This window comes from Pseudomonas sp. AC229, assembly GCF_979254655.1.
This window is the reverse complement of sequence record NZ_CEEDHK010000021.1, coordinates 1-13,842: the sequence shown is the minus strand read 5'-3', so window position 1 is coordinate 13,842 and position 13,842 is coordinate 1. Positions and strand designations below refer to the sequence as shown.

The window sequence follows — 13,842 nt, the reverse complement described above, 5'->3', positions numbered from 1 at the left end:
CTGGCACCTCGCCTGACTAGGAAGTGCTGCATGCAATGGATTTTCATGCTGGTCGGTCTGCTCATCGGCGTTTCGCTGGATGAGTCGATTACGGATGGGTTGCTCGGCGCCTCGCTGGGTTTTGCCGCTGGCCTCTGGCTTCAGCTGCGCAACCTGCAACTGCGCCATGACGAGCTGCAGACCAAACTGAGCGGTTTCGCCGAGCGCTTTGAGCGCGGCACCCTCGCCGTCACCACACGTCTAACGCATCTTGAAGAGCGCCTCGCCACCGGCGGCAGCGCTACCGTTGCCGAGCCGCCACCCGCGCCGGCCACCGCAGCCGAAGCGCCCATTTTCAGCGGCGCCGTCGACGATCTGGATTTCACCTTCGAATTCGACCCGCAGCCCGAGCCGGTTGCCGTTCCCACCAGCGAGCCCGGCTTGGTGTTTGAGCTTCCGCCCGAGTTGCTGGCTACACCGCCGAAGCCGGTAACCGGCGTTGTCGACCAAATGCCCGTCAGCGACTGGGCCCGCGAGCCCGTGGCGCCTGCCGCACCGCCTCGCCAACCGCCGACGCCGCCGACTCCCCGTGAACCCAACCTGTTCGAGCGTGGTTTCAGCGCGGCGAAGAATTGGCTGTTCGGTGGCAATACCGTACTGCGCATCGGCGTGGTGCTGCTGTTTCTCGGCCTGGCCTTTTTGCTGCGTTACGCCACCGAAGGCATGGTGGTGCCGGTGCAGGTGCGGTATGCCGGCGTGGCCGCCAGTGCGGTGGCGTTGCTGGCGCTGGGCTGGTGGCTGCGTCTGCGTAACCCGAACTACGCCCTGATGTTGCAGGGCACCGGCATCGCCGTGCTGTACCTGACGGTGTTCGCGGCCTTCCGCCTGCATCCGCTGCTCGACCCGAAAATGGCGCTGAGTCTGTTGGTGATCGTGACCATCTGCTCGGCCATTCTTGCTGTCACGCAGAACGCCATGGCGTTGGCCGCCGTCGCCGCCTTGGGCGGTTTTGCGGCGCCGATTCTGACCTCCACCGGCAGCGGCAATCACGTCGCGCTGTTCTCATACTTCATCCTGCTCAACAGCGGCATCTTCGCCATCGCCTGGTTCAAGGCGTGGCGCATGCTCAACCTGATCGGTTTTGTCGGCACCTTCGGCATCGGCTTCGCCTGGGGCATGCGTTCCTATAAACCGGAACTGCTGTGGAGCACCGAGCCGTTCCTGATCGTGTTCTTCCTGATGTACGTCGCCATCGGCCTGCTGTTCGCCCGCCGCAAATTGCGCGATCACAGCGTCGGCCCAGTGGATGACAGCCGCGACGCGCTGCTGCTCTGGTCCCGCCGTCAGGGCGACTATGTCGACGGCACCATGCTATTCGGCCCGCCGCTGGTGGGCTTTGGCTTGCAGTTCGCACTGGTGCACCACATTGAGTTCGCCGCCGCGTTCAGCGCCTTGGCCATGGGCCTGCTGTATATGCTCATCGCCCGTGTGCTGGTCGGGCGTGCGCCGGGTCGTGCCTTGCTGCTGGTGGAAACGTGCATGGCGCTGGGCGTGATCTTCGGTTCGCTGGCCATTCCGTTGGGGCTGGACGCCAGCTGGACCTCCGCCGCCTGGGCCGTCGAGGGTGCCGGCATTTACTGGCTGGGCCTGCGTCAGCAACGGCCACTGGCCCGAGCCTTTGCGCTGCTGCTGCAACTGGGCGCGGCGCTGGCGTTTCTGGTGGACCTGCACATCGGCGTCACCTCGCTGCTCTACGGCTCATGGCTTGGGGCGTTGATGCTCGGCCTGGCGTTGCTGTTCAGCCATCACCAATTGCGCAAAACCCCGGATGATCACACCACCGAGCTGGAGCGCCGCTTTCTGCCGATGCTGGCAGTGCTGGGCCTGACGTTTCTTTATCTGTTGGCGCCGCTGAACCTGCGTGCCGAAGCCACGGCCATCGTCTGGGCGTTGGCGGGCTTGGCGACTTTGTTTGTCGGCTTGCGCATCCGCGCCCGCAGCTTCCTGTTTTCCTCGTTCGCTGTGCAGTTGGTGGGTGGGGCCTTGTTCCTGCTGCAACTGCGCGGCGCGACCGGCGACGACAGCGGCGTGTTCAGTGCCGGCTGGCGCGGCTTGCTGGTGGCCTCGTTGATTGGCCTGGCGCTGGTCGGCGGCATGTTGGTGGCGGCGCGCGATAAAGAAGTGCGCAACGACGCCGGCCTGATGCGCGGGCTGTCGCTGGTGCTGCTGGTGGGCCTGGTGTTTATCAACTTGGCCGTGCTGTTTGTGCTGCCTTGGCAAACCGCCAGCGCGGTGTGGGCGGGCAGCGGTTTGCTGATCGTGTGGCTGAGCCTGCATTTGCAACAGCGCGCCAGTTTTGTCTTTGGATTACTGCTGCAGGCAGTGGGCGGCGTGGCGTTTCTGGCGGCCAGTCCGCTGTTGCTGGGGCCGCTGAGCAGCGAGGGCCTGCGCCCGCTGGCCCATGCCGGCTTCTGGACGCCCGCAACCCTGGCGCTGGCCGCCATGGTTGGCGCCTGGCGCCTGATGCGCGCCGCCCGCAACGATGCCGATGTAATGGGCTCGCTGAGTTTGGAACGGCTGTCGCAACTTCTGCTGGTGTGGGGCGCCGGTTGGTGGGTGCTGGCGACTGTCAGCGAAGTGCTGCGTTTTGCCGAGCCGGCGTTGCAGGCGCCGCTGTTGCTGATGGCGGCGGCGGTGAGCGTGGCGCTCTGGAGTTGGCTGGCTGGGCGCGAGAAATGGCAGGCACTGGCGTTGCTGTGTCCGATGCTGGTGCCGGCTGCTGGTGTGGTGCTGTTGTACATCTGGCACGAGGCCTATCACCCGGCGGCCAACTTCGGTTGGCTGGCGTGGGGCTTGGTCTTTGCCGTGCACCTGTGGTCGTTGCGCCGCCTGGCCGGCTTGCTGCCCGCGAATGCGTTGAGCGCTGCGCACGTACTGGGCTGCTGGCTGATTCTCGGCGTGCTGGCGCTGGAGCTGCGTTATTTGCTGTACGTGCTGTCCGACCATTACAACGCCTGGCGCTGGTTGGGTTGGGCGGTACTGCCGAGCATTTACCTGCTGGCCATGGCCTCGCCGCGTAATTGGCCGTGGCCGGTGCGCGCTTACCCGCGCGAGTACCGTCACTTGGCCGCGCTGCCGTTGGCGGTGCTGATGCTCGGCTGGTTCTGGCTGGCCAACATCGCCAGCGACGGCAATGCCGACCCGCTGCCCTACGTGCCGCTGATCAACCCGCTGGAGCTGGGCCTGTTGTTCGCCTTGTTCGGCGTCTGCCGCTGGCTGCATACCGCCTTGCCGCACCTGCCCAACGGCGAGCGCCTGGGCTGGCTGCCACAGGTGGTGGCGGGCGCCTCGTTATTTGCCTTGTTCACCGCTTTGGTGTTCCGAGCGGCTCACCACTGGGGCGGCGTGCCGTATCAGTTGGATTTGCTGCTGGAGTCGATGCTGGTGCAGGCGGGCTTGTCGATTGTGTGGACGCTGATCGCCCTGGCGCTGATGATTTTCGGCCACCTGCGCAGCCGTCGCGAAGTGTGGTTGGTGGGCGCCGCGTTGATTGCCGTGGTGGTCGCCAAGCTGTTCTTTGTCGAGCTGGGCAACCGTGGCGGCCTGGAGCGCATCGTGTCGTTTATTGGTGTCGGCGTGCTGCTGCTGGTGGTCGGCTATTTCGCGCCACTGCCACCTCGGCATGCGGCCACTGAAACTGAAGAAGAGCAGGTCAGTTCATGAGTGCGTTGTTTTCTTTGGCGGCCATGCGCCGCGTGGTAGTGGGTGGTGCGATCACGCTGGCCTGCGCCGGCGCGTTTGCCGAGCAGCCAGCGGACTACACCACCCAGGTTCCCCTGACCCTGAGCGGCGAAGGGCCGTGGTACCGGCTCGAAGTGCCCATGGCCTTGCGCCTGGCCGCGCGCTTTGGCGACTTGCGTGACGTGCGTGTATTCAACGCCGAAGGCCAGGCGCAGGCCTATGCCTTGACCGCAGGCAGTGCCGAGCGAAGTGAAACCAACACCGCCACGGCAGTGAAATGGTTCCCGCTTTACAGCGCCGCCGACGCCCCTGCCGGCGCGCCGAGCGTGCGCGTGCAACGCACCACCACCGGCACCATTGTTGAAGTCGGCCCGGAGGCGGTGACTGCCACCGACAAACCCAATCAGGTGCTGCGCGGCTGGTTGCTCGACGCCAGCGCCATCGACGCGCCGCTGAACAAACTGAGCCTGGACTGGACCTCCGAGCAGGACGGCTTCCAGCGTTTCTCCATCGAAGCCAGCGACGACCTGCAAACCTGGACCCCGTGGGAAGACGGCCAGATCGCCCGACTGGCCTTCGCCGATGAGCGCATCGAACAGCGCGAGACCACCTTGCCCGGCCAGCGCGCCCGTTACTTGCGCTTGCTCTGGCTGGCGCCGCAAAAGGCACCGGTGCTGGTCAGCGCCGAGCTGAGCAGCACCACCCACAGCAGCGTGGCGGCGCCGGTGTCGTGGTCCGACGGTTTGCCGACCACGCAGGTGAAAGACGGCGAATACACCCTCGACTTGCCCGTGCCGTTGCCGCTTGAGCTGCTGCGCGTTGAGCTGACGCAAGCCAACACGCTGGCGCCGGTCACTGTCAGCACCCGGCGGGACAGCAAAGACAGTTGGCAGTCGCTTACGCGCGGCCTGCTGTATCGCCTGCCGGAAAATGGCAAGGACGTGATCCATGATGAGCTGCAGCTACCCGGCCAGTGGGTTCAACACCTGCGCTTGCAGGTGGACCCGCGCGGCGGTGGGCTGGGCCAGGCCGCGCCGACCGTGCGCATCGGCCTGCGCTCAACGCAACTGGTGTTCCTCGCCCGGGGCAGTGCGCCGTATGTGCTGGCGCTGGGCAATCCGAGCGGTACGGCCAACAACTTGCCGCTCAGCACGTTGATTCCCGGCTACGACGATAAACGCCTGGCCTCGCTCGGCATCGCCAAGGCCGGCACCCCGGTGGCGGCAACGTCCGCGACGCAGACGGCGAGCCCCGCCGCGAACGTTGACTGGCAGCGTTACGGGCTTTGGGCTGTGCTGCTCGTGGGCGTAGCGCTGCTGGTAGGCATGGCGCTGAGCTTGTTAAAGGCGCAAAAGCCTCAGGAGTAGGGTGGGCGCCGCTCAACCCTGCCTGGCCCACCTACGTTTTTCCGTTTAGATGGCGTATCGTTGCGCGTTCGCTTCGATACTGGCATTGAGCCTTCTGGCTGGGCCGGTACACCTTTCTACCATTTACCCGCAGATGGCTCCCCGGTTCCGGGCGTTGGGCCGTTTGGCTGTAGGTGTAGGGTCATGAGCCTTTGCAGTAATTCAGGTTGGGCGTTGAGCATGCCGGTGGTGTTTACCCTAGTGGTATGCCTGGGCGTGGTCATGCTTGCCCATTGGGTTACTCGCCAACGCAGCTTTCCCGGTCGGGACAGTTTCTTTCTCCTGCATATGGCCAGCCTCTGGTGGCTGCTCGCCGCCAGCCTGGAGTTGGCTGCTCAGGGCGGTGAATGCAAGCAGTTCTGGGCGAGCATGGCGTGGCCGGGCATCGTTGGCCTGCCGACGTTTTGGGCGGTGTTTCTCTGGCAATACGTCAACAGCGAGCGGCAGCCGCTGCCGTTGAGTCAGGTGGCGGTGTTCGCCGTGGTGCCCCTGGTGGTTTGGGCGTTAGCGTTGAGCAACCCGTGGCATGGCTTGTTCTATACACCGGACACCGGCCCTGCCTCCGAACTGCCCGGCGCGCCGATTCTGTACCGGCACGGTCCTTTGTTCTACGCCACGGCAATCTACGAGTACGCCTTTGTGCTGTTCTGCCTGGCCGTGCTGATCAAAGCGGCTGTGCTTAGCACCGGTGTGCATCGCCGTCATTACCTGGCGTTCGGGCTGGTCACGCTGCTGCCGTGGGGCGCCAACCTCTCCTATGTGTTCTGGGACGTTCAGCTGTTTGGCTTCGACCCCACGCCGTTCTGTTTCGCCTTCACCTTGCTGGCGTTTTCCTGGCTGATTGTCGGCGTGCGGCTGTTTGATCTGCTGCCCGTGGCGCGGCATTTGTTGCTGGAGGAATTGCTCGATCCGGTGCTGGTGGTCGACACCCAACAGCGCGTGCTCGAAGCCAACCCGGCGGCGTGCCGCCTGGCCGGCCAAAGCGACACCTGGCAGGGCGTGCCCCTGGCCGAGTGGCCGGTTTATGGCGCCGCGCTGGAAGCCGTACTGAGCCAACCGCTGAGCGCCAATGGTGATCGGCTGCTGACGCTGGACAATCCTGCCCGCTATTTCGAAGTATCGTGCCGCGCCATCGAGCGTGCCACGCGCAGCAGTTCCTCGGTGCTGGGGCAAATGCTCTACCTGCGCGACGTCACCCAGCGGCACATCAGCGAGCGCAAGTTGGCCGAAGCGCTGGCCGTGAGCGAAGACCGCTTGCGCACCATTTCCAGCCTGCACGAACGCTTGCAGGAACAGGCCCTGCGCGATCCGCTGACCGGCCTGTATAACCGCCGCTACCTCGAAGAATTCTTCGACCGTGAACTGGCCCGCGCCCAGCGCGAGCAGAGACCGTTGGCGCTGGCGCTGATCGACCTCGACCATTTCAAAGCACTCAACGACGCCCATGGCCACTTGGTCGGCGATGACGTGCTGGTGCTGGTTTCGCAGTTGCTCACCGATGCCTTGCGCAGTACCGACGCGGTATTTCGTATCGGTGGCGAGGAGTTCTTGCTGATTCTGCCCGGCGTCGCGCCAGAAGAAGCACGCCAGCGCGTCGAGGCCATTTGCATGCAGTTGGCGACCACCCAAGTGGCCACGCGCAATGGTCCGCAAGCCGTCACGCTGTCCGCCGGCTTGGCGTTCTGGCCAGCCCAGGGCGAGTTCCTGGATGACCTGCTGCAAATCGCTGACAAAGCGCTCTACCAAGCCAAACGTAGCGGTCGTAACAGAGTTTGTGGCATGGATAGTGCGTCGCTCTAGGCAATGTCCTAGGCAACTACTGAACTCTCCTGACAGCCCCTGGGTCTGACAGGAGGAATTGCTGACAGACTCGCGCTAAACTGCGCGGGATTTCAAACCCTCTGGAGCCTTCCATGTCCCGCGTTACCCTCAGCCGCTACTTGATCGAGCAGACCCGAAGTAACAACACTCCCGCCGATCTGCGCTTCCTGATCGAAGTGGTCGCGCGTGCCTGCAAAGAGATCAGCCACGCGGTATCCAAAGGCGCCCTGGGTGGCGTACTGGGCAGCATGGGCACCGAAAACGTGCAGGGTGAAGTGCAGAAGAAACTCGACGTCATCTCCAACGAGATTCTGCTCGAAGCCAACGAATGGGGCGGCCACCTGGCCGGTATGGCGTCCGAAGAAATGGACAACGCTTACCAGATCCCCGGCAAATACCCGAAAGGCGCCTACCTGTTGGTGTTCGACCCGTTGGACGGCTCCTCCAACATCGACGTCAACGTCTCGGTTGGCACCATCTTCTCGGTGCTGCGTTGCCCGGACCAATACCTGAGCCAGAACGACAGCCTCGACGAGCAGGCTTTCCTGCAACCTGGCACCAAGCAAGTGTGCGCCGGCTACGCCATTTACGGCCCGCAAACCATGCTGGTGCTGACCCTGGGCAACGGCGTAAAAGGCTTCACCCTCGACCGCGAGCTGGGCAGCTTCGTGCTCACCCACGACGACATTCGCATTCCGGAAACCACCGCTGAATTCGCCATCAACATGTCCAATTCCCGCCACTGGGAAGCGCCAGTCAGCCGCTACGTGGGCGAGCTGTTGGCCGGTGAAGAAGGCCCGCTGGGCAAGAACTACAACATGCGCTGGGTCGCGGCGATGGTTGCCGATGTGCACCGCATCCTCACGCGTGGCGGTCTGTTCATGTACCCGCGTGATTCGCGCGAGCCGAGCAAGCCCGGCAAGCTGCGCCTGATGTACGAAGCCAACCCAATGTCCTTTATCGTCGAGCAAGCCGGTGGCGTTTCCACTAACGGTCTGGAACGTATCCTCGACATTCAGCCGACTTCCCTGCACCAGCGCGTCGCGGTGTACCTGGGCTCGAAAGAAGAAGTCGAGCGCGTCACTGCTTACCATCAGGGTTAAGCCGTGAGCGCCCCTTGGCAGCCGTTGCTGGACTGGTGGTTTGGTTCCGGTGAAACAGCGGCCGAGGTCGCCGAATTGCAGAATCGCCTGTGGTTCGGCAAGCACGCTGCCCAAGACGACTACGCCCGCGAACACTTTTCGCCGCTGGTGCGCCAAGCACTGGCGGGGGAATTGGAAGGCTGGACGGAAACCGCCGAGGGCTGGCTTGCGCTGATTCTGCTGCTCGATCAGCTGCCCCGCATGATTCACCGCGACAGTCCGTTCGCCTATTCCGGTGATGCGCGTGCTCAGCAATTGGTGGCCCGTGGTCTGGCCGCTGGTTGGGATCAAGCACTGGCGCCGGTGGAACAACTCTTCGTGTTCCTGGTGCTCGAACACACCGAAAACCTCGCCGCTCAAGACTTGTCTGTCGAATGTTTCGCAGCCTTGCTTGAGCAAGTGGACGAGGATGAGCGTGCGTACTTCGAGAACACCCTTGATCACGCTCGCCGGCATCAACAGGTGATCGCTCGGTTCGGACGTTTTCCCCATCGAAATCAGGCACTTGGTCGTGACAGTACGGCCGAGGAAATTTCCTATCTCAAGGAACCGGGTTCCGGCTTCTGACGTCCAAGCAGGCAGTTGCTTGTCGCCTGCCCCTACTTTTCCTGCCTTGGAGTTCTTCCATGACCCTGCGTCGTTTCTTGCTCTTGTCAGCCTGTGTGCTGATCACCGCGTGCAGCAAGATCAACCAAGACAATTACTCAAAAATTCAGGTCGGCATGAGCAAAGCCGAGGTCGAAAGTCTGCTCGGTTCGCCGGCCGACTGCTCTGGCGCCCTGGGCCTCACCAGTTGCACCTGGGGCGATGAAAAACGCTACATCAGCATTCAATACGCCGGCGAAAAAGTGGTGGTGTTCGCAGGCCATGGTCTGAAATAAGGAGCTCGCTTATGCGTTTGCGTCTGACATTACTCGCGGCCTTGCTGCTCAGCGGCTGCGCCAACTCCGGCACCGGCCCGGTGCCGCCGAAAACCGTGGAAAAGGTAGACCTCGAACGCTACCAAGGCACCTGGTATGAAGCGGCGCGTTTGCCGATGTTCTTCCAGCGTGACTGCGCCCAATCCGAAGCCCACTACACCCTGCAAGCCGACGGCAAAGTGGGCGTGCTCAATCGCTGCCGCACGCTGGAAGGCGAATGGCAGGAAGCCAAAGGCGAGGCGGTGCCGCAGGTTGAAGGCAAAACCGACAAGCTCTGGGTGACGTTCGATAATTGGGTAAGTGATGTGCTGCCCGGCGTGACCAAGGGTCAGTACTGGGTGCTTTACCTGGACGACGACTACGAAACCGCCATGGTCGGCAGCCCGGACCACGAATACCTGTGGCTGTTGTCGCGCACCCCCGAGCTGAAACCCGGCATGCGCGACAAGCTGCTCGAAGTCGCCAAAGGCCAGGGCTATGAAACCGGCAAACTGATCTGGCGCACGCCGGATGGGTCGATCAAGAAGTAGCAAGGGAACCTGTAGGAGCGGCTTTAGCCGCGATGCTCTCGACGCTAAAAGCTCGAGGCTAAAGCCTCTCCTACACGAGCCGCGTTATTGCTTGGGCTCTTTCGCCTTAAGCGTGACCTGCACCTGCGTATCCCCAGCCCCATGCTCAAACCCGCACTTAAGCGGCGTCGGCTTGCCCAGCAATAACGAGGGGTTGCTAGAAAACCCCACCGGTTCCAGTGGAATGCCGCGTGGGCTGAGGTCAAGCTGGCCGTTGCCGTTGGTGTCCTGGAACACCTGCAGCGCATAACGCCCCGGCGGCAAATTGCGCAGTCGTACCGTCGAGTCCTGGCTGTGCACTTCGCGCAGCACCGTCTGTGGCCATTCTTTTTGATCGGCGAATACCATGGCGACCCCCAGTTCGCCGTCGGCCTTAACGCCGTCGATGTTGACCACAATGTCGCCCGCCATGGCCTGCGCCCCGACGAGTAACAGGAACAAGCCGGCAGTTCTGGCGAGCGTGGCTACGGGCGTATGAATTCTCTGTGGCATAATTCCGACACTTTGTTGCAAGGATTGCGCGCGCTATGCGTCAGGTGTTGGTGGTTCACTATTCGCAGACAGGGCAGTTAAGCCGGCTGGTTAATGCCGTGTGCGGACCCCTGTTGCAGCGCGACGACGTTCAGGTGGACTTTCTGGCCATCGAGCCGGCGCAACCTTACCCGTTTCCCTGGCCCTTTCTCAGCTTTTTCCGAATCTTCCCGGAAACCGTTCTGATGCGCGCCCAGCCCTTAAAACCACTGACCGTCGACGCCGCAAAACGTTACGACTTAGTCATCCTCGCCTACCAGGTGTGGTTCCTCACGCCGTCGCTGCCCATCACCAGTTTTCTCGCCACGCCTGAGGCTGCGCAGTTGCTGCGCGATACGCCGGTGGTCACGGTAATTGGCTGCCGCAACATGTGGCTGATGGCGCAGGAAAAACTCAAAGCGCGACTTACCGAACTGGGCGCACGCCTGCTCGACAACGTGGCGCTGACCGACGCCTGCGGCACCGCCGCCAGCTTTCTATCGACGCCGTTGTGGATGTTCACCGGCCGGCAGAAACCCTACAGCTGGGTGCCGCGCGCCGGTATCGATGAGGCAGAAATTGCCGCCTCCAGCCGCTTTGGCGAAGCAATTGCCCGTCGCTTGGCCGCTGATGACCAGCCCCTTCGCGAACCCATGCTGCAAGGACTGGGCGCGGTGCGCGTGGATGAAAAACTGATCGGCAGCGAAACCGTGGGCAACCGCAGCTTCCAACTGTGGAGCCGCCTGCTCGCCGCCATCGGCCCGCAGCAAAGCCTGCGTCGCGGTCTGGGCTTGGTGGTGTACGTGGTGTTTTTGCTGTGCCTGATCGTGACCGTGGTGCCCTTGGGCGCCGTGCTGAAAAAACTCCTGGCGCCGGTATTCAAAACCCGCACCCAACGACAGAAAGCTTATTTTGCCGGCCCATCCGGTGAGTGAAGAGCGCATCGCCGGTGGCTGTTGCACCGTGCCGCGCGCCCTGAAGTGACTCGAGGACGTCCCGTGGTTCAACCCGTATTTATCAACCGCATCAGCGCCTACTTGCCCCATGACGCTGTCGACAACGACACCATGGAAGCGCGTCTGGGCATGGTCGGTCCGCGCCCCTCGCGAGCGCGCAAGCTGGTGCTGCGCAGCAACGGCATTCAGCAACGCCATTACGTGATCGACCCTGCCACCGGCGAGCCGAGCATGACCAACGCCCAAGTCAGCGCCGCCGCCATTCGCGGCTTGGCCGGCAATGGCTTTGAGCTCGACCAGCTCGACTGCCTGGTGGCCAGCAGCTCATCGCCGGATCAAGTGATGCCCAACCATGCCGTCATGGTGCACGGCGAGCTGGGCAATCCGCCGTGCGAAGTGGTGTCCACCGCCGGCATTTGCCTGTGCGGCATGACCGCCCTGAAATACGCCTGGCTCAGTGTCGCCAGCGGCGAGAGCCGCAACGCGGTGGCCTGTGGCTCGGAGGTGGCCTCGGTATTGATGCAGGCAAAAAACTTCAACGCGGAATACGAGAGCCGCGTGGAAGAGCTGGAAAGCCACCCGGAAATCGCCTTCGAAAAAGACTTTCTGCGCTGGATGCTTTCCGATGGCGCCGGCGCCGTTCTGGTGCAGCAGCAGCCCAACGCCAAGGGCCTGAGCCTGCGCATTGATTGGTTGGATATCTACTCGTTCGCCGACCAGATGCCGGCGTGCATGTATGCCGGCGCCGACATGCAAGACGGCCAGCTTAAAGGCTGGAGCCGCTACGACGCCGACGAGCGCGGCCGTCACTCGGTAATGGCGATCAAGCAGAACGTCAAACTGCTCAACGACAACATCGTCAAATACACCGTCGAGCAGGCGTTGCAGCGAATCATGTCCAAGCGCGCCTTGCATGCCGACGACATCGACCTGTTCCTGCCGCACTATTCCTCAGCGTTTTTTCGCGACCGCCTGGCGGTTGGCCTGGCCAACGCCGACCTGCCGATTCCCCAAGAGCGTTGGTTCACCAACCTCACCACCAAGGGCAACACCGGCGCGGCGTCGATTTTTATCATGCTCGAAGAGCTCTTTAACGGCGGCCGCCTGCACAGCGGTCAACGCTTGCTCTGCTACGTGCCGGAAAGCGGGCGTTTCTCCAGTGCGTTTATGCACCTGACGGTGGTTGGCCATGAAGCTTGATGAAGTGCCGCAAGACCACAGTTCTACCTACGGCGGGCACAGCAAGTTGGTCTACGCCGTGGATGCCGACGGTCATTACCAAGGCTTGCAGAGCGATGGCTGGGAGCCCGAAGCCTTCGCCACGCAGTTGGCCGTGGAAGAGCTTGAAGGGCTGGAAGCCGAGGCCCACGCCGCCTGGCAACGCGGAGAGTTGTCGGCTCTGAAATTTCTGATGTACCGCTACCGCCTTGATGAGCCGGCGCTCGCGCAAATTACCGGGCTGTGGCAATGGCGCATTCGCCGGCACTTTCGCCCGGCTGTTTACAAAGGGCTGTCTGCCGCCGTTCTGGCCCGTTACGCCGAAGCGTTCGGTTTGCCGCTGGCCGACTTGACCCACTATCAGCAATCCAAGAGTCAGCACCCCAATAATCAGCACACCAAGGACCCGGTATGAGCAGCTTCCAACACCGCCAGAGCGCCCACTGTGAAAGCGGCGTAATGGCCAGCCTGCTCACCCATGCCGGCCTGCCCATGAGCGAGCCGATGGCCTTTGGCTTGGCCTCGGGCCTGGCGTTCGCCTACCTGCCCATCGTCAAGCTCAGCGGTATGCCGCTGATTGCCTATCGGATGCCGCCCAAGTACCTGATCAAAACCTTGAGCAAACGCCTCGGCGCCAAGCTGCACACGCAAACCTTCAGCAAGCCTGAACAGGGCCGCCTGGCCCTCGACGCTGCGTTGGACGGCGGCCGCCTGGCAGGCCTGCAAAGCTCGGTGTTCTGGCTGCCGTACTTTCCGCCAGAGATGCGCTTTCACTTCAACGCCCACAACCTGCTGGCTTACGGGCGCGAAGGCAACGAGTACCTGATCAGCGACCCGGTGTTCGAAGAGCCGGTGCGCTGCGCCGCCGAAGACCTGCAAAAAGCCCGCTTTGCCAAAGGCGCGTTGGCCGCCAAAGGCCTGATGTACTGGCTCGACGACGTGCCACTTGAGCAGGACTGGAACCGCCTGATTCGCCAGAGCGTATTGTCCACCACGCGCATTCTTGACGGCATGCCGCTGCCCTGGATTGGCGTGCGCGGCATTCAGCATCTGGCCAGCAAGGTCGAGCAGCTCGACCCGGCGCAGGTGAAATACAACCGCCTGTACCTCACCCATATCGTGCGCATGCAGGAAGAAATCGGCACCGGCGGCGCCGGCTTCCGCTTTATGTACGCGAGCTTTTTGCAGGAAGCGGGCGAGAAGCTGGGCGATGCCAGCCTGCAGGAAGCGTCGGTGCAACTGACCGCTATTGGCGACAACTGGCGGCAATTTGCCTCGGCCTGCGTGCGCGCCTGCCGCAGCAAAACCGAGGCGCCGAACTTCGCGCCGATTGCCGATTCGTTGCGGGCGATTGCGGTGCAGGAGCGGGGGTTGATGAAAGAGTTGGGGGCGTGGGCCAAGCGTAAATAGGCGTCTGCCCTGGCCCTCTCCCCCGGCCCCTCTCCCGCGCGCGGGCGAGGGGTGACGTCTCCCGGCGAACTTCGATCAGCTCCCTCTCCCGCCTGAAGTGCGCCCCAAAAGTTGGACACCCATCCAACCTTTGGGGCTTCTTCCATGAGCAAGTACACAACACAGTTCAA

The 13,842-nt window shown here is 62.9% G+C and carries 12 protein-coding genes; 11 read left to right on the top strand and 1 reads right to left on the bottom strand.

What is annotated here, in order from left to right:
• The first annotated feature begins 30 nt into the window (after positions 1-30).
• The 7 genes from AC0IW7_RS23185 (at position 31) to AC0IW7_RS23155 (ending at position 9,539) form a co-directional block, all read left to right on the top strand.
• Positions 31-3,702, top strand: a complete 3,672-nt coding sequence (locus AC0IW7_RS23185) for a DUF2339 domain-containing protein (RefSeq protein WP_471821139.1) — start codon at positions 31-33, stop codon at positions 3,700-3,702.
• Positions 3,699-5,087: a DUF3999 domain-containing protein gene (locus AC0IW7_RS23180; protein WP_471821138.1), complete on the top strand. Its 1,389-nt coding sequence runs from the start codon at positions 3,699-3,701 to the stop codon at positions 5,085-5,087. Before AC0IW7_RS23185 ends, AC0IW7_RS23180 begins: the two co-directional genes overlap by 4 nt.
• Positions 5,088-5,270: 183 nt before the next feature.
• The gene (locus AC0IW7_RS23175; RefSeq protein ID WP_463551261.1) at positions 5,271-6,926 is read left to right on the top strand and encodes a histidine kinase N-terminal 7TM domain-containing diguanylate cyclase; all 1,656 of its coding nucleotides are present in this window, start codon (positions 5,271-5,273) and stop codon (positions 6,924-6,926) included.
• A gap of 113 nt (positions 6,927-7,039) precedes the next feature.
• On the top strand, positions 7,040-8,050 hold the full coding sequence (locus AC0IW7_RS23170) for a class 1 fructose-bisphosphatase (RefSeq protein ID WP_122453869.1): 1,011 nt from the start codon (positions 7,040-7,042) through the stop codon (positions 8,048-8,050).
• 3 nt (positions 8,051-8,053) lie between these two features.
• Positions 8,054-8,656, top strand: coding sequence for a DUF924 family protein (locus tag AC0IW7_RS23165; protein WP_471821136.1), 603 nt, complete (start codon positions 8,054-8,056; stop codon positions 8,654-8,656).
• A gap of 59 nt (positions 8,657-8,715) precedes the next feature.
• Positions 8,716-8,970: an outer membrane protein assembly factor BamE domain-containing protein gene (gene bamE / locus AC0IW7_RS23160; RefSeq protein WP_122493520.1), complete on the top strand. Its 255-nt coding sequence runs from the start codon at positions 8,716-8,718 to the stop codon at positions 8,968-8,970.
• An 11-nt stretch (positions 8,971-8,981) separates the two neighbouring features.
• A complete protein-coding gene (locus AC0IW7_RS23155) occupies positions 8,982-9,539 on the top strand; it encodes a lipocalin family protein (RefSeq protein ID WP_122493519.1) in 558 nt (185 codons plus the stop codon).
• A gap of 84 nt (positions 9,540-9,623) precedes the next feature.
• On the opposite strand, the gene AC0IW7_RS23150 is transcribed toward AC0IW7_RS23155, so the two are convergent.
• Complete coding sequence (locus tag AC0IW7_RS23150) at positions 9,624-10,070, bottom strand: DUF2141 domain-containing protein (protein WP_471821133.1); 447 nt, start codon at positions 10,068-10,070, stop codon at positions 9,624-9,626.
• A 35-nt stretch (positions 10,071-10,105) separates the two neighbouring features.
• Here AC0IW7_RS23150 and AC0IW7_RS23145 point away from each other — a divergent pair, with 35 nt between their 5' ends.
• From AC0IW7_RS23145 to darH, 4 genes are all read left to right on the top strand, one after another.
• Positions 10,106-11,023 (top strand): dialkylrecorsinol condensing enzyme, encoded by a 918-nt coding sequence (locus AC0IW7_RS23145; protein WP_471821131.1) that lies wholly within the window; start codon positions 10,106-10,108, stop codon positions 11,021-11,023.
• Between the two features lie 63 nt (positions 11,024-11,086).
• Positions 11,087-12,244: a beta-ketoacyl-ACP synthase III gene (locus AC0IW7_RS23140; protein WP_471821129.1), complete on the top strand. Its 1,158-nt coding sequence runs from the start codon at positions 11,087-11,089 to the stop codon at positions 12,242-12,244.
• Positions 12,234-12,677 (top strand): DarG family dialkylresorcinol biosynthesis protein, encoded by a 444-nt coding sequence (locus AC0IW7_RS23135; protein ID WP_463540933.1) that lies wholly within the window; start codon positions 12,234-12,236, stop codon positions 12,675-12,677. The genes AC0IW7_RS23140 and AC0IW7_RS23135 overlap by 11 nt, the downstream gene beginning before the upstream one ends.
• Entirely contained in the window at positions 12,674-13,672 is a 999-nt protein-coding gene (gene darH, locus AC0IW7_RS23130; RefSeq protein ID WP_463384593.1) for a BtrH-related acyltransferase DarH, read from the top strand. Before AC0IW7_RS23135 ends, darH begins: the two co-directional genes overlap by 4 nt.
• Positions 13,673-13,842: the final 170 nt, after the last annotated feature.